Origin of the sequence: Butyricicoccus sp. OF10-2, assembly GCF_003481925.1 — a bacterium.
Classification (GTDB): domain Bacteria; phylum Bacillota; class Clostridia; order Oscillospirales; family Butyricicoccaceae; genus Agathobaculum; species Agathobaculum butyriciproducens.
In genome coordinates, this window is sequence record NZ_QUMC01000030.1 from 16,228 (window position 1) to 42,866 (window position 26,639).

At 57.0% G+C, this 26,639-nt stretch carries 22 protein-coding genes, 3 pseudogenes and 1 riboswitch; of the genes and pseudogenes, 9 read left to right on the plus strand and 16 right to left on the minus strand.

The window, feature by feature from the left end; all coding sequences use genetic code 11:
* The first annotated feature begins 187 nt into the window (after positions 1 to 187).
* Positions 188 to 2,149 (plus strand): 3D-(3,5/4)-trihydroxycyclohexane-1,2-dione acylhydrolase (decyclizing), encoded by a 1,962-nt coding sequence (iolD, locus tag DXB00_RS13520; protein WP_116704877.1) that lies wholly within the window; start codon positions 188 to 190, stop codon positions 2,147 to 2,149.
* Positions 2,150 to 2,344: 195 nt separating this feature from the next.
* On the opposite strand, the gene DXB00_RS13525 is transcribed toward iolD, so the two are convergent.
* The 16 genes and pseudogenes from DXB00_RS13525 to DXB00_RS13595 all read right to left on the minus strand — a co-directional run bounded on the left by DXB00_RS13525 (position 2,345) and on the right by DXB00_RS13595 (position 18,805).
* Positions 2,345 to 2,749 (minus strand): VOC family protein, encoded by a 405-nt coding sequence (locus DXB00_RS13525; RefSeq protein ID WP_118285092.1) that lies wholly within the window; start codon positions 2,747 to 2,749, stop codon positions 2,345 to 2,347.
* A gap of 119 nt (positions 2,750 to 2,868) precedes the next feature.
* Complete coding sequence (locus tag DXB00_RS13530) at positions 2,869 to 4,587, minus strand: solute:sodium symporter family transporter (protein WP_117491007.1); 1,719 nt, start codon at positions 4,585 to 4,587, stop codon at positions 2,869 to 2,871.
* Positions 4,588 to 5,001: 414 nt separating this feature from the next.
* Positions 5,002 to 6,573, minus strand: a complete 1,572-nt coding sequence (locus tag DXB00_RS13535) for an LTA synthase family protein (RefSeq protein WP_158581325.1) — start codon at positions 6,571 to 6,573, stop codon at positions 5,002 to 5,004.
* A complete protein-coding gene (locus DXB00_RS13540; protein WP_119215045.1) occupies positions 6,558 to 7,004 on the minus strand; it encodes a hypothetical protein in 447 nt (148 codons plus the stop codon). Before DXB00_RS13540 ends, DXB00_RS13535 begins: the two co-directional genes overlap by 16 nt.
* A 73-nt stretch (positions 7,005 to 7,077) precedes the next feature.
* Positions 7,078 to 8,888, minus strand: a pseudogene (aspS, locus tag DXB00_RS13545) (aspartate--tRNA ligase).
* 103 nt (positions 8,889 to 8,991) lie between these two features.
* The gene (locus tag DXB00_RS13550; RefSeq protein WP_118285089.1) at positions 8,992 to 9,201 is read right to left on the minus strand and encodes a hypothetical protein; all 210 of its coding nucleotides are present in this window, start codon (positions 9,199 to 9,201) and stop codon (positions 8,992 to 8,994) included.
* A 75-nt stretch (positions 9,202 to 9,276) separates the two neighbouring features.
* Positions 9,277 to 10,635 (minus strand): histidine--tRNA ligase, encoded by a 1,359-nt coding sequence (hisS, locus tag DXB00_RS13555; protein ID WP_118285088.1) that lies wholly within the window; start codon positions 10,633 to 10,635, stop codon positions 9,277 to 9,279.
* Between the two features lie 75 nt (positions 10,636 to 10,710).
* A pseudogene (locus DXB00_RS13560) lies at positions 10,711 to 11,120 on the minus strand (methylglyoxal synthase).
* A 40-nt stretch (positions 11,121 to 11,160) separates the two neighbouring features.
* A complete protein-coding gene (locus DXB00_RS13565; protein WP_117490997.1) occupies positions 11,161 to 11,901 on the minus strand; it encodes a nucleotide-binding protein in 741 nt (246 codons plus the stop codon).
* 228 nt (positions 11,902 to 12,129) lie between these two features.
* Positions 12,130 to 14,457, minus strand: a complete 2,328-nt coding sequence (locus DXB00_RS13570; protein WP_119215046.1) for a penicillin-binding transpeptidase domain-containing protein — start codon at positions 14,455 to 14,457, stop codon at positions 12,130 to 12,132.
* Between the two features lie 26 nt (positions 14,458 to 14,483).
* Complete coding sequence (gene mreD, locus DXB00_RS13575; RefSeq protein ID WP_118729746.1) at positions 14,484 to 14,996, minus strand: rod shape-determining protein MreD; 513 nt, start codon at positions 14,994 to 14,996, stop codon at positions 14,484 to 14,486.
* 3 nt (positions 14,997 to 14,999) lie between these two features.
* The gene (mreC, locus tag DXB00_RS13580; protein WP_158578335.1) at positions 15,000 to 15,845 is read right to left on the minus strand and encodes a rod shape-determining protein MreC; all 846 of its coding nucleotides are present in this window, start codon (positions 15,843 to 15,845) and stop codon (positions 15,000 to 15,002) included.
* A 60-nt stretch (positions 15,846 to 15,905) separates the two neighbouring features.
* The gene (locus DXB00_RS13585; protein ID WP_118729744.1) at positions 15,906 to 16,466 is read right to left on the minus strand and encodes a Maf family protein; all 561 of its coding nucleotides are present in this window, start codon (positions 16,464 to 16,466) and stop codon (positions 15,906 to 15,908) included.
* Positions 16,466 to 17,041 carry a U32 family peptidase gene (locus DXB00_RS17460; protein WP_330427934.1) on the minus strand — a complete coding sequence of 192 codons (576 nt, stop codon included), beginning with the start codon at positions 17,039 to 17,041 and terminating at the stop codon, positions 16,466 to 16,468. Before DXB00_RS17460 ends, DXB00_RS13585 begins: the two co-directional genes overlap by 1 nt.
* Positions 17,020 to 18,399, minus strand: coding sequence for a peptidase U32 family protein (locus DXB00_RS13590; protein WP_243107237.1), 1,380 nt, complete (start codon positions 18,397 to 18,399; stop codon positions 17,020 to 17,022). The genes DXB00_RS17460 and DXB00_RS13590 overlap by 22 nt, the downstream gene beginning before the upstream one ends.
* Positions 18,400 to 18,493: 94 nt before the next feature.
* Complete coding sequence (locus tag DXB00_RS13595; RefSeq protein ID WP_158578334.1) at positions 18,494 to 18,805, minus strand: cell division protein ZapA; 312 nt, start codon at positions 18,803 to 18,805, stop codon at positions 18,494 to 18,496.
* Positions 18,806 to 19,092: 287 nt separating this feature from the next.
* Between DXB00_RS13595 and proB the strand changes: the two genes are divergently transcribed.
* The 8 genes and pseudogenes from proB to DXB00_RS13630 all read left to right on the plus strand — a co-directional run bounded on the left by proB (position 19,093) and on the right by DXB00_RS13630 (position 26,490).
* Entirely contained in the window at positions 19,093 to 19,899 is an 807-nt protein-coding gene (proB, locus tag DXB00_RS13600) for a glutamate 5-kinase (RefSeq protein WP_243022701.1), read from the plus strand.
* A 19-nt stretch (positions 19,900 to 19,918) separates the two neighbouring features.
* Entirely contained in the window at positions 19,919 to 21,175 is a 1,257-nt protein-coding gene (locus DXB00_RS13605; protein WP_442861149.1) for a glutamate-5-semialdehyde dehydrogenase, read from the plus strand.
* A gap of 11 nt (positions 21,176 to 21,186) precedes the next feature.
* Positions 21,187 to 21,357: pseudogene (locus tag DXB00_RS18310) on the plus strand (CYTH domain-containing protein); the annotation flags it as partial.
* A 17-nt stretch (positions 21,358 to 21,374) separates the two neighbouring features.
* Positions 21,375 to 21,779 carry a hypothetical protein gene (locus DXB00_RS17465; protein ID WP_243107238.1) on the plus strand — a complete coding sequence of 135 codons (405 nt, stop codon included), beginning with the start codon at positions 21,375 to 21,377 and terminating at the stop codon, positions 21,777 to 21,779.
* 41 nt (positions 21,780 to 21,820) lie between these two features.
* Positions 21,821 to 21,915, plus strand: a riboswitch (Fluoride riboswitch).
* Positions 21,916 to 21,963: 48 nt separating this feature from the next.
* Positions 21,964 to 23,181: a cation:proton antiporter gene (locus tag DXB00_RS13615; protein WP_118729739.1), complete on the plus strand. Its 1,218-nt coding sequence runs from the start codon at positions 21,964 to 21,966 to the stop codon at positions 23,179 to 23,181.
* A 161-nt stretch (positions 23,182 to 23,342) separates the two neighbouring features.
* On the plus strand, positions 23,343 to 24,839 hold the full coding sequence (gene putP / locus DXB00_RS13620; RefSeq protein ID WP_118729738.1) for a sodium/proline symporter PutP: 1,497 nt from the start codon (positions 23,343 to 23,345) through the stop codon (positions 24,837 to 24,839).
* 117 nt (positions 24,840 to 24,956) lie between these two features.
* Complete coding sequence (locus DXB00_RS13625) at positions 24,957 to 25,190, plus strand: DUF3006 domain-containing protein (RefSeq protein WP_117490977.1); 234 nt, start codon at positions 24,957 to 24,959, stop codon at positions 25,188 to 25,190.
* A 31-nt stretch (positions 25,191 to 25,221) separates the two neighbouring features.
* Positions 25,222 to 26,490 carry a diaminopimelate decarboxylase gene (locus DXB00_RS13630; RefSeq protein WP_118729737.1) on the plus strand — a complete coding sequence of 423 codons (1,269 nt, stop codon included), beginning with the start codon at positions 25,222 to 25,224 and terminating at the stop codon, positions 26,488 to 26,490.
* The last annotated feature ends 149 nt before the right edge of the window (positions 26,491 to 26,639 follow it).

The window sequence follows — 26,639 nt, forward strand, 5'->3', positions numbered from 1 at the left end:
CTTTGATAAGAACTGCATCTGCCGCGTGCGCGCGGCAGGCACGAGACCTGTCTCGTGCGTTTGGGAACCTATGGTTCCCTTGCCCCTCCTTTTGGAGAGGGAGGGTGCTAAGTCAAGGCTTGTTGGAGACTGGCTTTGATTCATCATTATTTGTATTCTATTTAGGAGGATTTCCAACATGATTCATATGGAAACCGTTCGTCTGACTGCGTCTCAGGCACTCGTTCGCTTCCTCGAGAACCAGTATATCAGCTACATTGATATGGATGGCAACGAGCAGGAGCACAAGTTCGTTAAGGGCATCTTCATGCTGCCGGGCCACGGCAACGTAGTTGGCTTCGCTAACGGCGTTGAGCAGGAGCTCAAGGACATGGTTGTTTACCAGGGCAAGAACGAGCAGGGCATGGCTCTGGCTGCAGTTGGCTACGCTAAGCAGATGCGCCGCAAGTCCATCTTCGCCTGCACCTCTTCCGTAGGCCCCGGCGCTTGCAACATGGTTACCGCTGCTGCAACCGCAACCGCTAACAACATTCCGGTTCTGATCCTGCCGGGCGACATCTACGCTTCCCGTCAGCCGGACCCGGTTCTCCAGCAGATGGAGCAGCCGCAGAACCTGTCCATCTCCGCTCATGATGCTTTCCAGGCTGTTACCAAGTACTGGGGCCGCATCAACCGTCCGGAGCAGGTTATGACCGACATGATCTCCGCTATGCGTGTTCTGACCGATACCGCTAACACCGGTGCTGTTGCAATTTCTCTGCCGCAGGACGTTCAGGCTGAAGCATACGATTACCCGGTTGACTTCTTCAAGAAGCGTGTATGGCGCATCGACCGCCGTCCGGTTACCAAGTATGCTCTGGACAAGGCTGTTGAGGTCATCAAGAACGCAAAGAAGCCGCTCCTGATCTGCGGCGGCGGCGTTCGTTATGCTGAGGCACACAAGGTATTCAAGAAGTTCGCTGAGGACTTCGGCATCGCATTCGGCGAGACCCAGGCCGGCAAGTCCGCTGTTGTTTGGGATCACGAGCTGAACCTCGGCGGTCTGGGCACCACCGGCGGCATCGCTGCAAACAAGCTGGCGCACGAGGCTGACGTTGTAATCGGCGTTGGCACCCGTTACACCGACTTCACCACCGCTTCCAAGTGGCTGTACCGTACCGACGCGAAGTTCGTCAACATCAACCCGTCTGAGTTCCAGGCTTACAAGATGGACGCTACTCCGGTCGTTGCTGACGCAAACGAGGCTCTGACCGCAATCGGCGAGGAGCTGGCTAAGATCGGCTACCACACCGACAAGGCTTACGCTGAGGAAGTTGCTGCTCTGCGCAAGGAGTGGTGGACTGAGGTTGAGCGTCTGGACAAGGTTGAGTACACCGATCCGGAGCACTTCACCCCGGAGTGCAACGACGACAACCGTGAGTGCGTTGAGAAGTACATCGAGGATACCGGCTGCAAGCTGTGCCAGACCACCGTTCTGGGCACCATCAACCACATGATCGATGACAACGCTATCGTATGTGCAGCAGCAGGCTCTCTGCCGGGCGACATGCAGGGTCTGTGGCGTGCCCGCAAGGAGAACACCTACCACATGGAGTACGGTTACTCCTGCATGGGTTACGAGGTTGCCTCCGCTCTGGGCGCTAAGATCGCTTGCCCGGATCAGGAAGTTTACGCTATGTGCGGCGACGGTTCCTTCGACATGCTGCACTCTGAGCTGATCACTTCGGTTCAGATGGGCCACAAGATCAACGTTATGCTGTTCGATAACGCTTCCTTCGGCTGCATCAACAACCTCGAGGTTTCCAACGGCAACGCTTCCATCTGCACCGAGAAGAACATGCTTGAGGAAGGCGTAACCAACGGCGTACACAAGGGCAAGGTAATCCAGGTAGATTACGCTGCAATCGGCGCTGCTTACGGCTGCAAGACCTACACCGTTAAGACTCTTGACGAGCTGAAGGCTGCAATCGAGGATTCCAAGAAGCAGACCGTTTCCACTCTGATCGACATGAAGGTTCTGCCGAAGACCATGTCCGCAGGCTACGAGGCTTGGTGGCGTGTAGGCGTAGCTGAGGTATCTCAGAAGGCTGAGGTTCAGGCTGCCCGCAAGCGCATCGAGGATCACCTGTTCGAGTCTCGCCACTATTAATAGCGCGCGATAAACTCGCTTTAGGTTTACGAAAGCTCCCAACCGTGAGGTTGGGAGCTTTTTTTGCGGTTTCAAGTATGCTGAATGGAGAATGGGAAATGGGAAATGGCGCTATCCTTGCGCTCAGCCCGCCCTGCGGTACCGGTATAGAATAAAAGAACTCCTCCCATCGCTTCAGACGGGAGGAGTTCTTTTTTACAGCATCTGCAGCAGCTCGATCTGCTCACCGGACGGACCGGTAAAGAACCAGTTCTGCAGGCCGCCGAAGGTATTCGGCAGCACCTTCTTCTCCGGTGCGGTGAAGCTGATAACGCCTGCCGCCTTGAGGTCAGCCGCGGTCTTGTCGAGGTCGTCAACGTAAACGGCAAAGTGCGGGATGCTGCCCTCGCCGGACGGCACGAGCGTGCCTGCGGGCGGCTCGATCAGCTCGAGCAGGAAGCCGCCGAATTCAACGAGTGCCAGCTTCTTCAGGCCCTCCGGTGTCTCTACGCCGTCGCGCTTGAATACACTGCCGCCGATCATTTCGTAAAATGCAATGCTCTGGTCCATATCTACGGTGTAGATCGCAATATGGCCGATACCTTTATAGTGTTCCTTCATGGTGATTCCTCCTTGTACGGGCATTCTCGCCTTAGTATTAGCATAGCACGTTTTTGCGGATTTGCATAGGGGACAGGCATAAAAAAACGACCGTCTTTTGACGGTCGTTTTGAGTTGCATTACTGAACGGAATCGGAAACCGAAGCAGTGGTCTGATTCTCGAGGTAGTTCTGGTAGGTGGTCTTCTCGCTCTTGCCGAAGCCAAGGGGAGAGAAGATTACATAAGCCAGAACCATGATCAGCAGGGTAACGGTAGCCCAGATCTTGCCGTTCTTCCACGGGGTCAGATCTACAGCGCCTACGTCCTTCAGCTCGAAATCGGTTGCACGCGGATGCTTCTTAACGATTACCCACATCAGCAGCATGTCGAATACAAACAGGATCGCGGTGAAGTACAGGTAGTGGATGTTGTTCAGTGCCGGGATTACGTTGCGCAGACCGAACTGGAGAATGAAGTACAGTACAACGTGAACCGGGATGACGATCTTAGCAGCGATAGCCGGAACCTTCTTCCAGAAGAAGCCGCACAGCAGGCAAACAAAGATCGGGGTGTTGAACGCAGCGAAAGCAGAGTTTACGAAGCTCGTGATGCCGCCCATGTACAGCATGAACGGGGACATGATGGTGGAAACAACTGCTACTACAGTACCGAAGTTCTGACCGATCTTAACCATGCGTGCATCGGAAGCGGTCGGGTTGAACAGCGGACGGTGAATATCGAGTGCGTAGATGGTGGATGCGGAGTTCAGTACCGAGTTGAAGGAGGACAGGATCGCGCCGAACATTACAGCAGCGAAGAAGCCCAGGATCGGCTTCGGCATAACCTCTGCTACCAGCATCGGGTAAGCGGAGTCGCCGGAACCCCAGTCCATGCCCGGGTAAGCCAGTGCGCAGATAACGCCCGGAACAACGATGATCAGCGGAGTCATGATCTTGAGGAAGCCTGCAAATACGGCGCCCTTCTGTGCTTCCTTCAGGTTCTTAGCACCGAAGGTACGCTGGATGATGGACTGGTTGGTTGCCCAGTAGTACATGTTGTTGACCAGCAGACCGGTGAACAGCAGCGGCCACGGGAGCCACGGCTCCGGGGTGTTAACCTCGTTGATGGCGTTCAGGTAGGACGGATTGGTGTGCAGGAACTTGTCGAAGCCGTCCACGAAGGAGCCGTCGCCGCCGAGCTGGCCGGACAGGAACATGAAGCCGAATACCGGAACCAGCAGGCCGCCGACGATCAGGCCGAGGCCGTTGATGGAGTCGGACAGTGCGATTGCCTTCAGGCCGCCGAAGATGGCGTAGATAGAACCGATGATTGCGGTTGCAACACATACGATTGCGATTGCTGCGAAACGGGAAATACCGAACATCTTGTCAATGCCGAAGATGTTTACGAATACCTGTGCGCCTGCGTACAGGATGTTCGGCAGCATGATTACAACGTAGCTGAGCAGTACGATGATGGAAACCAGACGGCGGGTGCCTTCGTCGTAGCGCTGCTCAAAGAACTGCGGAACGGTGGTCAGACCGGTCTTCAGGTACTTCGGCATCAGTACGAATGCGAGGATTACCAGAGCGATTGCAGAGGTTACCTCCCAGCCCATGGTGGACATGCCGACGCGAACTGCCTGACCGTTGTTGCCAACGAGCTGTTCTGCGGAAAGGTTGGTCATCAGCAGAGAACCGGCGATGACCGGGCCGGTCAGGCTGCGGCCGCCGAGATAGTAGCCGTCCTGCGTGTCGAGGTTGTCACCGCGGGTTTTCCACCACGAGATGAGTGCGACGAGTGCCGTGAACGCCACGAAGGTGATCGCGGTAAACGCCATGGAGTTTACGAAGTTCATCTTTTTCTCCCCTTGTAAAAATTTCTTGTCCCGGCGGAGATCCCTCAAAATCCACCGGAACTTCGTGAATGTACAGCACCGATTTGTGCTTGCGTGCGCGTGCCCGCAAGATCCCAAAAAACAAGACCGTCAATCGAAGGACTGAAGATCTGTTAAATGGGCAAACCGCGTTGCCGCTTGTCCGAAAGTTATTTTAACACTATATAAGAGCTATAGCAAAGCATTTTTTTTACTTTTTTCGCACTTTGGATACTTGCACATAAACAAGAAGGTGTATTTGTGCATTTCGACGTTAACTGAACGCAGATTTACAAAGTGAACGTTAAAAAATTATCAGGAACAACAAAAAAATTCGTAAAACTGTATCTTTTTTACAAGGAAAAATCCCCACATAAAGTGGGGATCTGCACGAAATTACGGTGTATACCATTCATCGCTGCGATTTTTTGCATCAAAAATCTGCGCATATTCCGCATTGTGATAATCGTTCAGCAGGTCGTTTTCCGGCTGTTCGCTCTGCGGATACCAGGTGCCGTCCGGCAGGCGATAACCGTTGACGTTCATCACCGGAATCTGCTGCTGCAGGGCAAGGCGCATCTGGTCAAAGCCCGAGGTCGAGCAGCCGAGCGCGTTCAGCGCATACGCGGACAGATAGTTCGCGCTGATCTGCATGTTTGTCTGCTCCTCGATGTCGTAGTTCGCCCAGATGAAGAACGGCGTTACCATCTTTTTCTGGCGCAGCTCGGCATCCGAGAGATTGCCGCGCTGACTCTCGAGCAGGGTGTTGTAAAAGTCCTCCGGCAGATTGGGCTGGTGGTCGCCGAAGAACACGATTGCCGTCGGCTCATCCACCTTGGAGAAGTAGCTGATCAGCTCCTGCACGGCGTCGTCGCTGTACCGCACGAGCGACAGGTACTGGTCAACCGTCGGGTACTTGTCCTGCTCCTCACCGGTGAGGTAGATGCGCTTGTCGAAGTAACCGTCGCCGTCCCAGTCGTAGCCGCCGTGGTTCTGCATCGTTACGTTGAACACGAACAGCGGCGTGTTTTCCCTCTTGTTCTCGTACAGCTCGAAAATCTTCTTGTAGCTTGCGCTGTCGCTGATATAATCGCGCACACGACTGGCGTCAGCGGCAAAATCGTCCTGATAATACTGCGCTTCAAAGCCGAAGAAGCGGTAGACGTTCGTGCGGTTCCACGAGGTGGACAGATAGGGGTGAATCGCCGCCGTCTGGTAGCCGAGCGAATCCAGACCCGAGGTCAGATTGGGCATTTCGCTCTTGATGAACACCTGATACGCCGAGCAGTTGTACGGCAGGAACGCCATCGAATCGCCGGTGAGGAACTCCAGCTCGGTGTTGGCGGTGCCGCCGCCGAAGGTCGAAACGGTCAGCTGACCGCTGATGGTGTTTTCCTGACCCTGCATCAGCTTGTGCACATACGGCATGGGGTCCTCGTTGGTCTCAAGCGCACCGACCGAGCCGAGATCCGAGAAGGATTCGTTCATGATCACGATCAGATTGGGCGTTTTCGTGCCCTGTTTGCCGGTAAATTCGCTCTGTGCGGCAGAAAGCGCGTCCGCGCTGTAGCCCTCCGGCTGCTTGACAAACGAGCTGGTCGCGCAGCGCAGGAAGTAGAAAATCTCGCTGTACTGGCGGCTGGACTGCCAGAAAGCCAGTCCGGTGCCGACCGTCTGGATGCCGGTGTAGGCGATGAACGCCAGCACGAGCACACACGGCAGCGAAAACAGTCTGCGGAAGTACCAGCGCTTGTGCACCTTGAAGCTGCGCTGCATCAGGCACACGCTCACGCAGAACAGCACAGCCGCCGCTGCGGCGCGGAGCACGGAAAGCTCTATCGGTGCAGAGTAGCCCTTGGACACGTTGGCTGCCGTGCCGATGGCGGCAATGTCGCTCAGCATGACAGGCGTGCCGCGGAACAGCATAACGTAGTGGTCGATCATGCCGTGGATCATCGAAATTGCCATGCCGAGCATACGCCGATACGCACGTTGCCGCAGATCAGATAGGCCGCGGCGTAAACCGCCACATAGCAGATCCAGCCCTGAAAAAACGACTGCTTGAGCGTGATGACACAGCCCTTGACCATGTATTCCACCAGGATCAGGCTGACAGCCGCCGCAGACAGGAACAGCAGCACGTCATGCACGAGCAGAACCGCCGCGTACAGCCGCGTGTGATTTTCCGCAAACGGGTGGTTGCGGCGCCACGGACGCAGCACCAGCGGCACAAATGCGCCTGCGGTCAGCCAGTGCGAGATGGTCGGCTGATACATCAGCGAGCCCCTGCTCAGCAGGGGATGGAACAGCAGGAAAAACGCAACGAGCAGCAGTACGTTTGCACCGATTCGGTACGGATTTCTTCCGGTTTCGTTTTGAACCTTACGTTCAATGCTCAAAAAAGTTGCTCCTTTCGCAGAAACGGAAAAGCCGCTGTGGTGTTTCCGCAGCGGCTTCTCAAGTCGTTAGAATTTATGCCTCAGGCGTTTCCTCTACGCGGGTAACTGCGATAGAGAGATCGTCCAGCTGCTTGTCATCTACGGTATCCGGGCAGTTCATCATCAGGTCGGACGCGTTCTGAACCTCGGGAAGGCGATCACGTCGCGGATGGAATCCAGACCGGCGAGCAGCATGCACAGACGATCCAGACCGTAAGCCAGACCACCGTGCGGAGGTGCGCCGTAGGAGAACGCAGTGATCAGGTGACCGAACTGCTCCTTGGCCTTCTCCTCGGTGAAGCCGAGGGCCTCGAACATCTTGGTCTGCAGCTCGGGATCGTGGATACGAATGGAGCCGCCGCCCAGCTCACAGCCGTTGAGGATAATGTCGTAAGCCTTGGCACGAACCTTGGCCGGATCGGTGTCCAGCAGCGGGATATCCTCGTCCATCGGTGCGGTGAACGGATGGTGCATGGCTACGAGGCGGTTCTCCTCCTCGCTGTACTCGAACTGCGGGAACTCGGTGACCCACAGCAGCTTGAAGTCGTCCTTCTTAGCCAGACCCAGGCGCTTAGCCAGCTCGCAGCGCAGCGCGCCCAGAGCCACAGCGGCGGTCTGCCAGTTTGCGTCGGCAACAACGAACAGCAGGTCGTTCTCCTTTGCACCTGCGCGCTCCTTGATGGCTGCAATCTCGTCCTCGGACAGGAACTTGGCGAACGAAGAAGTCATGCTGCCGTCTGCAGCGAGCTTCATCCATGCCAGACCCTTTGCGCGGTAGGTCTTGACGAACTCGCCGAGCTTGTCAATCTCCTTGCGCGGGAACTTGTCCGCGTAGCCGTTTACGTTGATGAGACGAACCGTACCGCCGTTCGCTACGGTGTCCTTGAACACCTTGAACGAGCAGTCCTTGGCAATGTCGGAAATATCCTTGATCTCAAAGCCGAAGCGAACGTCCGGCTTGTCCGAGCCGTACTTGTCCATGGCGTCCTGCCAGGTCATGCGCGGCAGCGGCAGCTGAATGTCAACATCGAGCACTTCCTTGAATACGCGCTGGAGGAAGCCCTCGTTGACGGCGATAACGTCATCCTGCTCAACGAACGACATCTCAAGGTCGATCTGGGTGAACTCGGGCTGACGGTCAGCGCGCAGATCCTCGTCGCGGAAGCAGCGGGTGATCTGAATGTAACGGTCCATGCCGGACAGCATGAGCAGCTGCTTGTACTGCTGCGGGGACTGCGGCAGGGCGTAGAACTTGCCCGGATGTACACGGGACGGCACGAGGTAGTCGCGCGCGCCCTCCGGGGTGGACTTGGTCAGCATCGGGGTCTCGATTTCGAGGAAGCCGTGCTCGTCGAAGTAGTTGCGGGCAACCTGCGTTACGCGGTGGCGCAGCATCAGGTTCTTCTGCATGGACGGACGGCGCAGGTCAAGGTAGCGGTACTTCAGACGGATCTGGTCACCGACCTCCTTGGTGTCGTCGATCTCAAACGGGGTGGTTTCTGCCTTGGACAGAATGCGGATGTCCTCGGCAATAATTTCGACCTCGCCGGTCGGCATCTTCTTGTTGATGGCTGCCTCATCGCGGGCCACCAGCTTGCCCTTTACCGCTACAACGAACTCGGTGCGGCAGGTGAAGGCAATGTCGAACAGGTCAGCATTGACCGACTTGTCGAACGTGCACTGTACAATGCCCGCACGGTCGCGCAGCAGCAGGAACAGAACGCCGCCGTTGTCACGCACGCGGTCAACCCAGCCGTTTACGGTAACGGTCTGGCCCGCGTGCTCCAGGCGAAGCTCGCCGCACATATGCGTGCGCTTCATGCCTGCAATAGATGTGTTATTCATGTTTATCAATCCTTTAAGATTTGTTTATTACAGTTTTGATTTGCAGAGCAAATTCTATTTAATACGCGCTGTTGCACGAATTAGCTGAAATATAGATGGTAAGTTACTGATTGTCCTTATCCTTCATCGCCGGACGAACGTGCTCATAATAGCCGAGAAAGGCCATAATCGCAAATAAAATAATGCCGGCGAAGGCGATAAGGAACATAATGGAAGCGTTGTCGGCAATCGACGCGGAAAGCGCCAGAATAGCCGCAATGACACCGAGCATGCCGGTTATCATGAGAATACCGCCGTAAACAAGCTGTTTCATAAACAATCCCTCCATATTCAGTTGAAAATCTATCTCTACTAAAGGCGGGGGGCACCCGCCCTGCAATTTAGCGATTTATTTGTCGCAGATTACTTTGCCTGCGTTTTTCTTCGCCAGACCGTCATGGATGAGCTTTGCTGCCTCGTCAAGCGAAATCTTGACCTGCTCGCCGCTCTCCATATCCTTAACAGCGACAACGCCCGCGTTGATCTCATCCTCACCGAGGAAGATAACGAACGGAATGCCCAGCTTGTCGGCGTAGCCGATCTTGTGCTTGAACTTCTTCTGCTCGCTGTACAACTGGGTGCGGATGCCCGACTCGCGCAGAGCGGTAGCGGTCTTGATAGCGGCGCCCATGTCGTCAGTCATCGGCAGGATAAGTACGTCCGCCGGTGCCTTGTTCATCTGGTCGTTCAGATAACCCTGCTCACCGAGAACGTAGAACAGACGGGTCAGACCGATGGAAATGCCCACGCCCGGCAGCTGCTTGTCGGTGTAGTACTCGGCAAGGTTGTCGTAGCGGCCGCCCGAGCAGATGGAACCGATTTCCGGATGGTCGAGCATAGCGGTCTCGTAAACGGTACCGGTGTAGTAGTCCAGACCGCGTGCAATGGTCAGGTCGATCTCGAAGTGGTCAGCCGGAACGCCGAACGCCTGCATATAGGTTGCAACCGTTTTCAGCTCCTCTGCGCCGAGGTCGAATACCTCGTTCCTGCCCTTGTAGCCCTCCAGCGCCGCGAGGATACCCTCGGTGCCGCCCGGGGTCTCGATGAACTTCAGCAGCTCGTCAGCCGTAGCCGCTTCCACGCCGAAATCCTCGACCAGAATGGTCTTTACCTTCTCTGCGCCGATCTTCTCCAGCTTGTCGATGGTGCGCATCACGTCGCCGGCCTTCTCGGTCAAACCGAGGATAGCAAAGAAGCCGTTGAGCACCTTGCGGTTGTTGATGCGGATCTTGAAGCGCTGAAGACCGAGCGAGGTGAACGTCTTGTAGATGATGCTCGGCACCTCGGCCTCGTTGATGATGTCCAGCTTGCCGTCACCGATGACGTCGATGTCCGCCTGATAGAACTCGCGGAAACGGCCGCGCTGTGCGCGCTCACCGCGGTAAACCTTGCCGATCTGGAAACGGCGGAACGGGAAGGTCAGCTCGCCGTAGTGCTGGGCAACATACTTTGCCAGCGGTACGGTCAGGTCGAATCGCAGGGACAGATCGCTGTCGCCCTTGGTGAAGCGGTAGATCTGCTTTTCAGTCTCGCCGCCGCCCTTGGCAAGCAGTACCTCGGAGGACTCGATCAGCGGGGTATCCAGCGGATAGAAGCCGTACAGCGCATAGGTTTCGCGCAGTACCTGCATGATGCGCTCCATCTGCACCTGCGGTGCCGGAAGCAGCTCCATAAAGCCGGATAAGGTTCTGGGTTTTACTTTTTCCATAACTATTTTGATTCTCCTCAAGACAGACGTATGCACCGAATTGGCGTACCCGATCCGGTGCAACGAATGCTATGTTTATTTTTTGTTCTTCGGGTTGACAATATTACGCCAATCCAGATCACCGCGGTCCAGACCGAGGATGAGCATCTCGCGGTTGCCGAGTTGGTTGCAATCGGGATATTGTGCATGTCACACAGGCGGGAAATCGCATGAACGTCCGGTTCGTACTGTGCGTTGGACATCGGATCACGGAAAAACAGCACGAGGTCGATCTCGTTGTAGGCTACGCGCGCGGAGATCTGCTCCTCGCCGCCCTGCATACCCGCAAGGCACTTGTCGATTTTCAGACCGGTAGCTTCTTCAACAAACTTGCCGGTGGTGCCGGTGGCACAGATATTATGCTTTGCAAGAATACCGCAGTATGCCATGCAAAATTGTACCATCAGTTCTTTTTTGCGGTCATGTGCGATCAGTGCTATATTCATCAGGAATAACCCCTTTCCTGTATATTCATGTTGAGATTACTTACAATTTAAGTGGAATACGCTCGCCGTTGAGCCGCCGGGCGATATTCATAAAGGCGCGAGCCGCGCCCGTGTGCTTGACGGCATGAATGCTCCTGCCGCTGTTGCTGCACGAAATGAGGTCCACATCCTCGGGTACGAGACCGAGCAGGGGAAGTCCCGCTTCGTCCATCGCGTCGTCGATGTTGCCGGATTTGCCGTGGCTGATGAGCTGCGGACGCACGCGGTTAAGCACCATGCGGATGCGCTGTATGCAGTATTCCTCCTCCAGCTTGCGGGCGCAGCGTTCTGCGCCGCGGACACACACGCGGTCGGTCGAGGTGACGATGATCGCCTGCGTGGCAATATGCGCCAGAAAGGAAAGCTCAGCCGGCAGTCCGGCGGGACCGTCGATCAGCAGGTAGTCGAACCCGGCCTCCTCGGCCTGCACAGCCAGCTGCTCCATGCCGCGCTCGCTGAGAGCGGGAAGCGCCACCGGTGCAGTGAGTAAGTACAGCGTTTTCATATCCGGATGACACGCCATGGCATCCGCGAGGGGGACTGCGCCGCCTGCCACATCGGCAAACGAGTAGACCACCCGGTCGGACATGCCGAGCACGATATCCAGATTGCGCAGACCGCAGTCGCCGTCAATCAGCAGCACTTTGCTGCCAAGCTGCGCGAGAGCCGCGCCTACGCCCGCTGTAAGGGAGGTTTTTCCTGTGCCGCCCTTACCGGACGCAACAAGAATCACCTTCAACATACCGCCTCCGAAAGAAAACCTTATTTAAGGCAATACTGCATAAATCTGCAGATTCGCCTACAAGTGTATTATAAACTAACAGCGGGCGGTTTACAAGCGTTCCTCGAGATTTTTTTGTTGAAAACTTGGAAAGCCGCCTGGTTTGAACGCAGAAAACCCGGCAAAATCACATTTGCCGGGCTTAGGCTGCCGCGAAACTGCAGTTTCGCTTACAATTGTTTTATCGAATCAGGGTGTTCTCCGCCTGACGGGAGCTGCGCGGTCCGACTTGCCGACAGAGAAATACTCATCAAGCATATCACGCACAATCGGCGCAACGTAAGCGCCGTGGCCTGCGCCTTCACCGACCACGCAGATAACGATCTGCGGGTTGTCAAAGGGTGCAAACGCGATGAACAGACCGTTGTCGAATGACTCGCCGTTCTCGAACATCTCGGCCGTACCGGTCTTGCCGCCGACCTTGATGGGGTAGTCCGCGAAAACGCTGCCTGCGGTACCGCCCTCGTCGGTAACCTCGCTCATGCCCTGCATGACAAGCTCACGCGTGGCATCCGAAATGTCGATCTTGCCGCGCACCTCGGATTCATCGGTTTTCATAAAGCTGCTGTAATCGTAGCTTTTGATGCTTTTGACGAGCGTCGGCTTGTACAGCGTGCCGCCGTTTACAATCGCGGAAACATAGTTTGCCAGCTGCAGTGGCGTAAAGCCGTTATCCGACTGACCGATCGCTGCGTTCAGATCATCGCCGCCCTGCCATTCGCGGATCGCCGGGTCGGCCTTGCGCTGCTGCTCACGGTAGGTCGGGCCTGCCGCCTGACCGGTGGTTTCACCGACCTCGATGCCGGTCGCCGTGCCGAGACCGAACTTCTTAGTCCACTGTTCGAGGTGCTCACCGGTCAGCTTCTGACCGACCGTGTAGAAGAACGTATTGCACGAGTATTTGAGCGCATCCGTGACGTTGAGCGTCATGGGTGTGTCGTGGTTGTTGCAGCGGAAGGTCTGTCCGCCGTACTCGTAGGTGCCGGTACAGGTAACGTAGGTGTCACCGGAGATGATGCCTTCCTCCAGACCCGCGATGGCGGTCACCATCTTAAAGGTGGAGCCCGGCGGGTACACACCCGAGGTTGCACGGTTTACCTCCGGATGGCGGCTGTCCGCCTGGATGGAGGCGTAGTTTTTGTTGTAGTTTGCCAGATCGTAGGTCGGGTAGGACGCCATCGCGAGCACCTCGCCCGTGTTCGGGTCGAGCGCAACAGCCGCGCCGCCCTTGCCGTAGGCAGACAGATTGCTTTCCAGCGATTTCTCGGCGACTTCCTGCAGGTCAAGGTCAATCGTGGTGATAACATTGTCGCCCGGCTTGGGAGCCGTAGCGGTGGTCTGCTCGGCAATAGCCGAACCGCCAAGGTCGGTCTCCACCGTGCGGGAGCCTGCCGTGCCGTGCAGGTAGGACTCGAGCGCGCTCTCCAGACCGGATTTGCCGATGAGATCGCTCATCTGGTAGCCTGTCTTGTCCTTGTAAGGGCCGCCGTTTTTGTCGGAATTCCACTCGTCGGAGGTCAGGGAGCCGATCGTGCCGAGCAGGTGCGCGGCGGTGGCGGTGTCGTACTGGCGGACGGCTTCGCTCTGGATTTCAATGCCCTGAAAATCCGCGCTGTGCTCCTTGATATAGGCGATCAGGTCCATCGGCACATTGTCCGCGAGTGTGTAGGTCGCCTGATTGCTGAAGCCGACCGTGCGCATGCTGTAATAGATGCCGACCATCGTGCGGGCGTCCGCAAGCGAGAGATCGGTCGGCATGCCGAGGTTTTTCTCCATATAGGCGCGCATGGCGTTGATAAACTCGGTCGGGGAGACCAGCTTGGTCGCATCCACCTGTGCCGCCTGATCAATGGTGTTGCCGTTCTCGTCGGTCTTGGGGTCGGTCTCGTTCGCCTGCTTGGCAGCGTCTACAGCCGCCGTAACCGCATCCAGACCGAGCGACTTGGCGCTGTCCTTCATATAACCCGACAATTCGGCCAGCGATGAACTGTTGTAGGTGAACGGCGCGGACTGTGTGATCGGCAGCCGGTCGTTGATGGACGGAATCGCCGCCGTGTCCGCAGAAACCGCCTGCGCGGTGTCGGTCGGGGTGTCCGAGGACGTATCCGTGCTGTCTGCGGCATCCGCAGAGGTGTCACTCGAGGTATCGGTGGCAGCAGCCGCCTTTGCGGCATTCTGCTTGGCGGTCGCGTCCACGGCTGCGGTCTGGATACGGTGCGTCAGATCGAGCAGGGTATCAAACCGCTTATCGTTGCCGTCCCAGAAGGACGAGTAGATGAGCACGAGCGAAAAGCCGGTGTTGTTGGTGACGAGCGGCCTGCCGTAGCGGTCGAGGATCTCACCGCGGGCAGCGGAAACCGTAGACGTGGTGGTGAGAAACTCCGCCGAGCGGCGGACATACTTTTCGCCGCTCAGAATCTGCAGCTGGAATAACTGCGAGAGCGCCACACCGCTGCACAGCAGCAGCAGTCCGCACAGCGCGAGCAGACGGCGAAGCAGTTGAGGTTTATTTAACATGGGGAAGTGCTCCTTTCCGCAAAGGGTCAGCGGCTGCGCTTACGGGATTTGCCGCTGAGCCTGCGCAGCGGCAGGTAAACGACAAAGCAGAACAGGCAGGTCAGCACCGTACCGACGGCAAGCTGCCGCAGGACGATCAGGAAGGACGCGCCTGCATGCATCAGCGAGAAGAGATACCGCAGCAGACCGAGCAGCACACACTCAAACGCCGTAAGGATGAGCATGGAAATATAATTGCGGGTGAGCAGTCTCTGGCAGAGCTTTCCGGCGGCATAGCCGAACAGCAGGAAAAACAGGGGATAGAGACCGTCCACGCCGGTGAAGCTGAGGTCATAGCAGATGCCGACCGTCAAGCCGGTAACAGCCGCCTCCGCCGGGCCGCCGAGCAGCGCGGCTGCCGTGACAAGTGCGGGCAGCAGATCGACCGCAGAGCCGAAAATGCGCATGCCGCCGAACGTGCCGGTCTGCAGCGCGAAGATAATCACCGAAAAAAGCACATACGCGATCAGCTTCGGGATGGAAATATGTTCTCTCTGCATGGCTTACTCCGCTGTGTCCGTGTATTCGGTGATGATGGAAACCGAGGAAACGCTGTCCACGCTGACAAACGGCTTGATGACCGCGTAATACGACAGACCGCTTTCCTCCGGCTGTACGCTTTCCACCGTGCCGATGAGGATGCCCTTGGGAAATACACCGCCGCGTCCCGAGGTCTCGACCGTATCGCCGACGACCACCTTGGAGTCCTCGCGCAGATAGGACAGGCGAAGCGCACCGCGTGTCATCAGGTTATAGTCGCCCTCCGCAATGGCGGTCTCGCGCGTGCGGGTGACAAGCGCGCCGCACTGCATTTTCGGGTCGGTGATGGAAGTCACCTCGCAGGTGTTGTCGGTCACCTCGCTGACAAAGCCGAGCATGCCGTCCACGGTCGTTACAAGATCGTCCTTGTTGACGCCGCTCGAGCTGCCCTTGTCCAGCGTCAGCGTATCCGCCCAGTCGCCCGGACTGCGGGCGATGACCTCAGCACTGACCGTGGTGGTGGTGCGGGTGTTCTCCGGCTGCCCAAGCTGAGAGCGCAGCTGGTTGTTTTCCTCGAGCGCGATCTGTGCGTCGCGCACAAGCTGTGCATTGTCGCTGATCTGCTGCTTGAGCTGCTCATTCTCGGCCTTGAGTGCATCAAACTCGGTGAAATAATCCAGTCCCTTGTTGAAAAAGTGTCCGACACCGGTGCCGAACCGCTGAAACGGCCGGACAACCGCACCGGCGGCTCTCGTGATCGGCGAGGAATTGCCGCTGATGCCGCTGTACACCGCGGAGAAAATGCACAGCAGAATGACGACTGCCGCACCGATCAGGAGCGGAGAGCCGACTTTATGACGTCGTCGCAAAACGAATCTTCCTTTCATAATGTTGCACTGAAATGTGGAATTTCAGCAGGTAAATGCGGCTTACACCGCATGAATATCGCGCAGAATGGTATAAAGCGGAGCCACAGGCAGACCCATGACGCTGTAATAGTCGCCCTCGATGCCCTTGATGAGCAGTGCGCCGTGGCCCTGGATGCCGTAGGCGCCGGCCTTGTCGAGCGGCTCTCCGGTGGTGAGGTAGGCGGCAAGCTCGTCCTCCGCAAAATCGCGGAAGGTGACGCGCGTGCAGGTGTGCAGCGTGTGCGCCCCGCCGTCCGGCGTGAGCACGGCAAGTCCGGTCAGCACCTCATGGGTGCGTCCGCGCAGACGGCGGAGCATGGAAGCGGCCTCGTCCGCGTCCTTCGGCTTGCCGAGGCGCAGTCCGTCAATCGTGACCATGGTATCCGAGCCGATGCACACGGCGTTCGGGTGCTGCGCCTGCACAGCCTCGGCTTTCAGGCGGGAAAGGCGGGTGACTTCCTCGCCGAGCGGCGCATCTCGCAGGGTTTCGTCCGCATCGGCAGGGCAGACCGTAAAGTGTTCGGTGATAAGCGACAGAAGCTCCTTGCGCCGCGGCGAAGCGGACGCTAAAACGATCTCCATTATTCGACTCCTCTTTTATATAATCCGTTGGTAAATTCGCCGTCCAGCGGTGCGCCGGACAGGAACGCGCGGGCAATCCGCACACATTCCTCGGGCGATTCGATGGTGAACTGCAGACGCGCGGTCTGTACACCCAGGCGGGCAAAATCCTCACGCAGACAGAGCGGACGGCTGTTCAGCAGCGTGTTGCGGCAGCCGAATTCGTTCAGCAGCGGGAAACGCTCCTTGCGGCGGTCGGTGAGGTATGTCACGCCGTTCTGGCACGAGCACTTGCCGCCGTGCTGACGGCGAATGGCGCAGTTTTCAAAGATCATCAGCGGCAGACGGCCGTAGACGATCAGGTCGGTCTCGAGCGGACCGCGCATATCTCGAATCTGCGCCAGACGAGCCTCGAACGAAAGCGTCTGGCGGGAAACGCCCATTTCAGCCAGCGCACTCAGCGTTTTGCTGTTGTAGGCGTTCAGACCGAAATCGCCGTGTACGGTAAAGCCAAGCCGCTTGGCAAGCGGGATGTGACCGATGTTTCCGGCGAGAACCGTGTCGGTTCCTCGGCTCATGGCTTCACCGAGCAGCATCTCGATCTGCGGCTGCTCATTGTCCGAGAACACGCGCGGCAGGATGGCGGGCAGTCCGGTCTGCGCTGCAACTTCAAGCGGGACGTAAACGGTCTCCAGACCAAGCTCGCGCAGCGCATCCGCCTGCGCCTTGGTGCGCACGGCTGCGGTGTAGCCGCGGAAGCCCTCGCGGGCAGCGGCCTCGTCGTCGCGCGGCAGCACGTTGCCGTGCAGCCAGTCGCGGGAGGCGCAACGCCGCGTTTTGCCAGCAGAAGGTCGAGTGCATCGCGGCGCATGCCGTTCATCACGGACGCCGGGATCATCAGACCGTCCTGCACCTCGATACGCATATTCTCAATATAAAACGGCGTGCCGCCGATCTTTCTGAGCGATTTTTCGATCATCTCCGGTGTGGTCGGGCGGTTCTGCGCCTGCTCCACCGGCATGACGACCGAAACGCCGTCCGCGCTGAGCACCGCGCCGGTGTCCTTGCGGGCGGTAAAGCAGAGGGAAACCGGCACGAGCGGTGCCTCCTTGCCCTCGGCAAAGCGGTGCGCGGCCTCGTCATAGAGTTTCTTTACCTCGTTCATCGGCACATCAGTCTTGGTGCCGAACATGCTGTTGCCCAGTTTGCCGGTGTAGTAGCCGTCGGTGAAGCCGTCGCGCGAGAATACGCGGCGCAGAATGTCGCGCTCCTCGGCGGTCGGTCTGCGGTGTTCGCGGAGCAGGTCAGAGTAAACCTTGGTTACAATAGCGGCGTACTCCGGACGCTTCATGCGGCCCTCGATCTTGAGCGAGGACACACCCCAGTCGGAAAGCTCGGCAACGTGTCCGGCGAGCATGAGATCCTTGAGCGACAGCGGATAGCCGCCGCTGTACGGCAGGCGGCACGGCTGTGCACACAGACCGCGGTTGCCCGAGCGCTGACCGATCACGGCGGACAGGTAGCACTGACCCGAGTAGCACATGCACAGCGCACCGTGCACGAACACCTCGGTCTCGACACCGGCCTGCTCGGTGATGAGTTTGATCTCCTCGCGGGAGCATTCCCGGCTGAGCACTACGCGCGAAAAGCCGATGTCGCGCGCCTGCTTTGCTGCGTCGAGCGTGTGAATGGTCATCTGCGTGGAGGCGTGCAGCGCGAAATCCGGCGCGTGTGCGTGGATGAGCCGCGCCAGCCCCAGATCCTGCACGATAAGCGCGTCCGCGCCTGCTTCGTACAGGAATTTTGCATCCTCGAGTGCATCCTCAAGCTCGCGGTCACCTGCAAGAATGTTGAGTGTGATATTGGTTTTTACGTCGCGTGCGCGGCAGTAGGCGATGGCATCTGCCATCTCGTCATGCGAAAAGCCCTGTGCGTTGCGGCGTGCGTTGAACATGCCGAAGCCATATAGACCGCGCCTGCACCGGACTGCACAGCGGCGCGAATGCCCTCCGGCGAACCGGCGGGAGCAAGAAGTTCTACTTTATTCCTCATTTGCGGTTGTGATTCGGGTGCTTGCCGTTATTCTGCGCCTGTCGGTCGCGCAGTGCGGCAAGCTCGGCTTCGAGGGCACGGCATTTTGCCTCAGCGGCTTCGGCGGCAGACTTGGCCTTGATGTAATCATCCGCCAGCGTGACCGTTGCCAGTGCCAACGCGCGTGTGGACGCAAACGACGGCGAGCCGCCGCAGTGCGCTACGGTCTGGCGTGCCAGCTCGGCTACCTCATGCATATAGTCCGCGCTCTCGTTGGAGACCAGGTTGTATTTTTGACCGGCAATATGAAGAACCATGCGGTTTGCCATAACGGGTCCCTTCCTTTCATTATAATATATATGCGGACAGCGCCGCTGAAAAGCGGTACTGTCGAATTTGGGCATAAGAAGATAAGATATAGTATAGCACAATATGACAGGTTTTGAAATAAAAATTCTGTGCAAACGATAAAAATCTCCGTATAGAATTTTCACAATGTGTATAAAGTGTAAAAGATTTGTGTTCGGCTTGTCTCTCGCGTTTTAGTGTGATAAAATGTGTATATTGGCGGAAGTCCGGGAAAAGGCTTCCACGTTATCTTTTGGAGGTCATTTTTATGCTGAACATGAACGAGGTCCGGCGTATTGTCGTCAAGGTCGGCTCCTCGACGCTGACTTATGACAACGGCAAGCCGAATATCCGCCGTATCGAGCGTCTGGTACGCACGATCAGCGACCTGCAGAACCGCGGCTTCGAGATGGTGCTCGTATCCTCGGGTGCGGTGGCGGTCGGCACGGCAAAGCTCGGCCTGGCGGAGAGACCGAAGGAGCTGTCGGTCAAGCAGGCGGCGGCGGCTGTCGGGCAGTGCGAGCTGATGCACATTTACGACAAAATGTTTCTGGAATACGGCATCAACGTGGCGCAGATCCTGCTGACGCGCGAGAATATCGTCGATGACGACCAGCGCACCAACATCCATAACACGTTTACCGCGCTGACCAAGATCGGCGTTGTGCCCATCATCAACGAAAACGACACGGTTGCAACCGCTGAGCTGAAGCATATCGAGAACTTCGGCGATAACGATACGCTGTCCGCGGTTGTGGCACGCATGTGCGATGCCGATCTGCTGGTTATCTTCTCGGATATCGACGGCCTGTACGACTCCAATCCGCGCACCAACCCGCAGGCCAAGCTGATTAACCACGTCGGCAGGATCGACGCAAAAATCCGCCGTATGGCGGGCGGCGCCGGTTCCGCGCACGGCACGGGCGGCATGGCGACCAAAATCACCGCCGCAGAGCTTTGCATGGACGCAGGCATTCCCATGATGGTCGCCAACGGCGATAAGCAGGGACTTTTGTATGATATTGTGGACGGTAAAGAGGTTGGAACCCTGTTCCAAAAGGATTATAATTACTAATAATTCCTGATTATAAGAGGTGAAAGTAATGCGACAGCTTTTAGAAATTGCCGAGGACGCCCGCCGCTCCAAGTACGCAGTGGCGAAGCTCGGCACGAACGACAAAAACCGCGGCATTCTCGCCATTGCGGACACGCTGATGGCACATGCGGACGAGATCATCGCGGCAAACAGGATTGATATTGAAAATGGCAGAGCGGCAGGTCTGAACGACGGCCTGATCGACCGCCTGATGCTGGACGAAAAGCGCATTGCGGGCATTGCCGAAGGCTGCCGTCAGGTGGCGGCGCTGCCCGACCCGGTCGGTGAGGTGCTTTGGATGCACAAGCGTCCGAACGGCCTGAACATCGGTCAGAAGCGCGTGCCGATGGGTGTGATCGGCATTATCTACGAGGCTCGTCCGAATGTCACCGTGGATGCGGCTGTGCTGTGCTTCAAGGCCGGCTCGGCGTGCATCCTGCGCGGCGGCAAGGAGGCATTCCGGTCCTCCATGTGCCTGACCAGGCTGATGCGCGCAGCACTGGCGGCCGAGGGTCTGCCGGAGAACGCCATCAATCTGGTGGAGGACACCAGCCGCGACACCGCAACCCAGATGATGAAGCTGAACGGCTATCTCGATGTGCTGATTCCGCGCGGCGGTGCAGGACTGATCCGTTCGGTTGTCATGAACGCGACCGTGCCCGTCATCGAGACCGGCACGGGCAACTGCCACGTTTACGTTGATGCGGCTGCCGACCTTGAGATGGCGAAGAATATTCTCGTCAACGCCAAGTGCCAGCGCCCGAGCGTATGCAATGCGGCGGAAAGCCTGCTTGTCCACAAGGACGTTGCGGAGAAATTTCTGCCGATGGCAGCAGAGGGCCTTGCACCCGATCATGTGGCAATTCACGGCTGTCCGCGCACGATGGACATCCTCGGTGACAGCATTGCGCCCGCGACCGATGAGGATTACGGCAGAGAATACCTCGGCTACGAAATTTCGTGCAAGGTGGTCGATTCGCTGGACGAGGCCATTGAGCATATCAACCGCTTTAACACCGGTCACTCGGAGTGCATCGTCACCCGCGATTATGATGCGTCGCAGCGATTCCTTGAGGAAGTGGACGCGGCGGCTGTCTATGTCAATGCGTCTACGCGCTTTACCGACGGCTTTGAGTTCGGCTTCGGCGCTGAAATCGGCATTTCTACCCAGAAGCTGCACGCACGCGGCCCGATGGGTCTGACCGCGCTCACCACCACCAAGTATATCATTTACGGAAACGGACAGGTGCGATAATGGATAAAACGATGGAGAAGGAATATAAGTGGCGTGCCGACGAGAAGCTGCTCGGTCAGGCGCTGCTGTGGGCTTCCTCGCGGATTGGCAGCCAGAGCCGAACCATCAACATGGAATCCAGCTATTTTGACACGGCGGACGGACTGCTGAAGGAACATCAAGCGGCACTGCGTCTGCGCCGCGAGAACGACCGCAGCGTGTGCTGTATGAGCTGCGCAACACGGATACGCCGGACGGCATGCGTGCCCACGAGGAGTACCAGTGCGAGGCGGTCTCTCTGCTTGACGGTCTGCGCCGTTTGCCCGAGCTTGGTGCACCGAACGACCTGTGCGAGCGGGCGCTGGCAGCCGACCTGCATGAAATCTGCACGGTTTCGTTCCGCCGGTGTGCGGTTCTGCTGCAGGAGGACGACACCGTGTGCGAAATGGCGCTTGACGAAGGCGAACTGCGTCATAACGGTAAAGCGGCGCCGCTGTGCGAGATCGAACTTGAGTATGTCGCAGGCAGCGAGGATACCTTCCACGCGCTTGCCGCAGAGCTGGCGCAGCAGCTTGACCTCGTGGTTGAGCCGACCAGCAAGCTGGCGAGAGCGATGGCGCTGTAAATTCCGCTTTACAAACCGGTTTCTATACCTTATAATAAGAACTGCAACAGGGGAATGAGGTTCTCCCTTGGACGAACGTCCTAAACCGCTTTTTTAGACTTTTTTTAGACTTAAAGCTGATGACTTCTGCGTTAAATTTACGCAGATGCCATCGGCTTTTCTGCGTTTCTGGGAGGAAAAAACTATGCTTACTTCACTCGCGCTTGCATTTCTGCTCGGTCTGGCTGCGGCGGCACTGTGCAGCCGGATTGGTCTGCCGCGCATCATCGGCATGCTGCTTACGGGCATTCTGATAGGCCCGTATGTGCTGAACTGGCTGGACGATTCCATTTTGTCCATCTCGTCCGACCTGCGGCAGATGGCGCTCATCATTATTTTAATTAAAGCGGGTCTGTCGCTCGATTTGTCCGACCTCAAGCGGGTGGGACGTCCGGCGGTCATGATGGCGTGCGTGCCTGCAAGCTGTGAGATTCTGGCGTTTTTTCTGCTCGCGCCGCACATTCTGGGCATCAACCGGATAGAAGCGGCCGTCATGGGTGCCGTGCTCGGTGCGGTATCTCCGGCGGTGGTTGTGCCGAGAATGGTACAGCTGATGGAAGAAAAGCGGGGAACAGGGCAGGGCATTCCGCAGATGATACTGGCGGGCGCGTCCTGTGACGATATTTATGTGATCGTGCTGTTCTCGACCTTTGTCGGCATGGCACAAGGCGGCAGTGCCAACATGATGGATTTCGTGAACATCCCGGTTTCCATTGTGCTCGGCGTGGCGCTCGGTGCGGCTGTCGGTCTGCTGCTGCACCTGTTCCTTGAGACCGCTTATCGGCACGGCTGCTATGTCCGCAACAGCACGAAGGTTATTCTGATTCTCGGCCTGTCGTTCCTGCTGATGGCGGTGGAGACCTGGCTCAAGGGCATCGTGTCCGTGTCCGGACTGCTGGCCGTTATGAGCATGGCGTGCGTCCTCAAGATCAAAAGTCCGGAGAAAGTCACCAAACGTCTGTCCGCCAAGTTCGGCAAGCTGTGGATCGCTGCCGAAGCGATTCTTTTCGTGCTAGTCGGCGCGGCTGTGGATATCCGCTGCGCAGTACAGGCCGGTGCCGCCGCTGTGCTCATGATCGCACTTGCGCTCGTGTTCCGCGCAGTCGGCGTAAGCATCTGTATGCTCGGTACCGGGCTGAACCGAAAGGAGCGCCTGTTCTGTGTTATTGCCTATCTGCCGAAGGCAACCGTGCAGGCGGCCATCGGCTCGGTGCCGCTGTCGATGGGTCTGCCGTGCGGACAGCTGGTGCTTTCGGTGGCGGTGCTCGCCATCCTGATTACCGCGCCGCTCGGCGCCATTGGCATCGACCGTACCGCCGGACGCCTTCTCGTGCAGGAGAGCCCGTCTGATATTGCAGAATGAGGATATGTTGGGTGCGTTTGTGATAACTGCTGTCATTTTCCTCGGCGGAAAATTGTGCAAAGTGTATATTTTTCGCTAAAGATGCAATTTCCTTCGTGAAATCTTGCAAAATTGCACGTTTCCGTGTATAATTAAAATGAAATTTTAGGAGGGTAAAACATATGACTTTCGACAGCATAATCACAATAGCGGCATTCTGCTGTTACCTGATCTTTATGCTCTGCATAGGCATGTATTTCGTCGGCAAAAACCGCACGACAAATGAGTATTTTCTGGGCGGCCGACAGCTTGGCTCGTGGGTAACCTCCATGAGTGCACAGGCATCCGATATGTCCGGCTGGCTGCTGATGGGTCTGCCGGGTGCGGCGTACCTGTCCGGTATTTCCGCAGGATGGATTGCCATTGGTCTGGCTATTGGCACTTACCTTAACTGGCTGCTCGTTGCAAAGCGTCTGCGCCAGTACACCAAAACCGCAGGTGATGCGATTACGCTGCCGCAGTTCTTCAAAAACCGTTTCCACGATGAAAGCGGCTGGATTTCGGTTGTTGCAGCGGTGTTCATTCTGGTGTTTTTCCTGTTCTACACCGCGTCCGGCTTTGTATCCTGCGCGAAGCTGTTCTCGTCCGTATTCGGCATTCCGTACATAGTGTCGCTGCTGGTCGGTGCAGTAGTCGTTATTTCGTACACGTTTGCAGGCGGCTTTTTCGCTGTTTGCTGGACCGACTTCTTCCAGGGCATCCTGATGTTCTTCTGCGTGCTCGCGGTTCCGACCATCGCTATCTTCTCGATGGGCGGCCCGACCGAGTTCTTCTCGCAGGTGGAAGCGTTCGATCCGAATTTCCTGAATATGCTCGTTGACGGTGCGACCGGCGTGCCGTATACTGCAATGGGCATCATCTCGCTGCTTGCATGGGGTCTCGGCTACTTCGGTCAGCCGCATATCCTCGTGCGCTTCATGGGCATTTCGTCTCCGCAGGCGATCAAGAAATCCCGACGCATTGCTACGGTATGGGTGCTTATCTCGCTGACCGCAGCTATCATGATTGGCGTTTCCGGCCGTATGTTCCTCGGCGACGGACTGCTGCTCAATGACGGCAATCAGGAAACCATCTACATTAACATGGTAGCGAAGATCTTCCCGGTATTCATCGCCGGTATCTTCCTGTCGGCTATTCTGGCAGCCATCATGTCCACTGCGGACAGCCAGCTGCTGGTTACCGCATCCGCTATCACGGAGGACTTTTACCACAACAAGATCCGCAAGAACGCAAGCGAGAAGGAGCTGATGTGGGTCTCCCGCGGCTGCGTTATGGCGGTAGCAATTATCGCTGTTCTGATCGCAACCAACCAGAACAGCACCATCCTTGGTCTGGTATCCTACGCATGGGGCGGCTTCGGCTCTGCCTTCGGTCCGCTGGTTCTGTGTTCGCTGTTCTGGAGACGCACGAACAAGCAGGGCGCGTATGCCGGCATTATCGTCGGCGGCGTAGTCGATCTGGTATGGGCGCAGCTGTCCGGCGGCATCTTCGATCTGTATGAGATCGTGCCGGGCTTTGTGTTCGGTCTGCTTGCCATCGTTGTTGTCAGCCTGCTGACACCGGCACCGACCAAGGCAGTGACCGATGAGTTCGATTCCTACCATCACTGCGTAGAGTAATCTGCAAAAGCAGAATTTAAGAGTAAGTAAAGCAGAACTTAAGAGTAAGTAATGTAAGTAAAAGGGAATACCCAATGTGGTACCGCCCAGAATCAATGAGGCGAGGAGGAGACTGCTATGACAAAGCAGACCGGAATTGTAGATCGCTTTGAAGGCGATTCCGTAGTCGTTGAAGTAAACGGCGAAATGGTGAATTTCGACCGTGCCGATGCACCGGCAATGCTGTGCGAGGGCATGGTGGTCATCATCAAGGACGGCCGTATCGTTGATATCGACGAAATCGAGACCCAGCGCATGGAAAACGATATGCGCCGTCGATTTGAGCGAATTCTCGGTAAGAATACCGATTGAATACCCCAGTAAAGGAAAGGCGAACACACCAATGGAAAAGAAACCCTTTTTGACGCTCCAGCAAGTGCAGGAGATCACCAAAACCTATCCGACTCCGTTCCACATTTACGATGAGAAGGCGATCCGTGAGAACGCCCGCAAGGTAAAGAAAGCATTTGCGTGGAATCCGGGCTACAAGGAATACTTCGCTGTTAAGGCGACGCCGAACCCGCGTCTCATCCAGATTCTGCATGAGGAAGGCTTTGGCTGTGACTGCTCCAGCCTGCCCGAGCTGCAGCTCAGCGATGTTTGCGGCGTAAAGGAGCATGACATCATGTTCTCCTCCAACGTCACTCCGGCAGAGGACTACAAGCTCGCGTCCGACCTGAACGCCATCATCAACTTCGATGATATTACCCACCTCGGTTTCTACGACAAGGTAGTAGGTGACTGGAAGGAGACCATGTCCTGCCGCTTCAATCCGGGCGGTGACTTCGTGCTGAACAACTCCATCATGGATACCCCGCAGGAGGCCAAGTACGGCATGACCCGCGAGCAGCTGGTCGAAGCGTTCAAGTACATGAAGCAAAAGGGTGTTAAGCATTTCGGCATTCACGCATTCCTCGCCTCCAACACGGTTGCCAATGAGTATTATCCGGCACTGGCACGCATCCTGTTCCAGCTGGCGGTTGACGTGCAGAAGGAGACCGGCGTGCATATCGCATTCATCAACCTGTCCGGCGGCGTAGGCATTCCGTACCGTCCGTCGCAGGAGCCGAACGACATCATGGCCATCGGTGAAGGCGTACATCAGGCTTACGACGAGGTTCTTGTTCCGGCCGGCATGGACGATGTTGCCATCTACACCGAGATGGGCCGCTTTATCCTTGGCCCTTACGGCGCTCTGGTTGCCCAGTGCATCCACCAGAAGCATACCTATAAGGAGTATGCCGGTCTGGACGCCTGCGCGGCAAACCTCATGCGTCCGGCGATGTACGGCGCATACCACCATATCACCGTGCTCGGCAAGGAAAACGCGCTGTGCGATCATACCTACGATGTGACCGGCGGTCTGTGCGAAAATAACGACAAGTTTGCCGTTGACCGCAATCTGCCGCAGATTGACATCGGCGATTACGTTTATATCCACGATACCGGCGCGCACGGCTTCTCGATGGGTTATAACTATAACGCAAAGCTGCGTTCCGCAGAGCTGCTGCTGCGCGAGGACGGCTCGGTAGAAATGATCCGCCGCGCAGAGACCCCGAAGGACTACTTTGCAACGTTTGATTTTACCGGACTGTTTGATAACATTAAGTAAGAGCCTTACGCACACAGAAAAGGACCCCTTTGGGGTCCTTTGAGGCTGTCGAAAAACTTCGTTTTCCGAACAGCCTCTCGCTCGAAACCACGCTTTCGAGCGAATCTCGAAGAAAAACCGCGTCCTGCGGACACATTTTTTCTTCCCTT

Coding starts and splice junctions, on each gene's coding strand:
- iolD (WP_116704877.1), top strand. CDS start 188: ATGGAAACCGTTCGTCTGACTGCGTCTCAGGCACTCGTTCGCTTCCTC.
- DXB00_RS13525 (WP_118285092.1), bottom strand. CDS start 2,749: ATGAAGGAACACTATAAAGGTATCGGCCATATTGCGATCTACACCGTA.
- DXB00_RS13530 (WP_117491007.1), bottom strand. CDS start 4,587: ATGAACTTCGTAAACTCCATGGCGTTTACCGCGATCACCTTCGTGGCG.
- DXB00_RS13535 (WP_158581325.1), bottom strand. CDS start 6,573: ATGGCAATTTCGATGATCCACGGCATGATCGACCACTACGTTATGCTG.
- DXB00_RS13550 (WP_118285089.1), bottom strand. CDS start 9,201: ATGAAACAGCTTGTTTACGGCGGTATTCTCATGATAACCGGCATGCTC.
- hisS (WP_118285088.1), bottom strand. CDS start 10,635: ATGGAAAAAGTAAAACCCAGAACCTTATCCGGCTTTATGGAGCTGCTT.
- DXB00_RS13565 (WP_117490997.1), bottom strand. CDS start 11,901: ATGTTGAAGGTGATTCTTGTTGCGTCCGGTAAGGGCGGCACAGGAAAA.
- DXB00_RS13570 (WP_119215046.1), bottom strand. CDS start 14,457: ATGTTAAATAAACCTCAACTGCTTCGCCGTCTGCTCGCGCTGTGCGGA.
- mreD (WP_118729746.1), bottom strand. CDS start 14,996: ATGCAGAGAGAACATATTTCCATCCCGAAGCTGATCGCGTATGTGCTT.
- DXB00_RS13585 (WP_118729744.1), bottom strand. CDS start 16,466: ATGGAGATCGTTTTAGCGTCCGCTTCGCCGCGGCGCAAGGAGCTTCTG.
- DXB00_RS17460 (WP_330427934.1), bottom strand. CDS start 17,041: ATGCTGCTCGGTGAAGCCATGAGCCGAGGAACCGACACGGTTCTCGCC.
- DXB00_RS13590 (WP_243107237.1), bottom strand. CDS start 18,399: ATGTTCAACGCACGCCGCAACGCACAGGGCTTTTCGCATGACGAGATG.
- DXB00_RS13595 (WP_158578334.1), bottom strand. CDS start 18,805: ATGGCAAACCGCATGGTTCTTCATATTGCCGGTCAAAAATACAACCTG.
- proB (WP_243022701.1), top strand. CDS start 19,093: ATGCTGAACATGAACGAGGTCCGGCGTATTGTCGTCAAGGTCGGCTCC.
- DXB00_RS13615 (WP_118729739.1), top strand. CDS start 21,964: ATGCTTACTTCACTCGCGCTTGCATTTCTGCTCGGTCTGGCTGCGGCG.
- putP (WP_118729738.1), top strand. CDS start 23,343: ATGACTTTCGACAGCATAATCACAATAGCGGCATTCTGCTGTTACCTG.
- DXB00_RS13625 (WP_117490977.1), top strand. CDS start 24,957: ATGACAAAGCAGACCGGAATTGTAGATCGCTTTGAAGGCGATTCCGTA.
- DXB00_RS13630 (WP_118729737.1), top strand. CDS start 25,222: ATGGAAAAGAAACCCTTTTTGACGCTCCAGCAAGTGCAGGAGATCACC.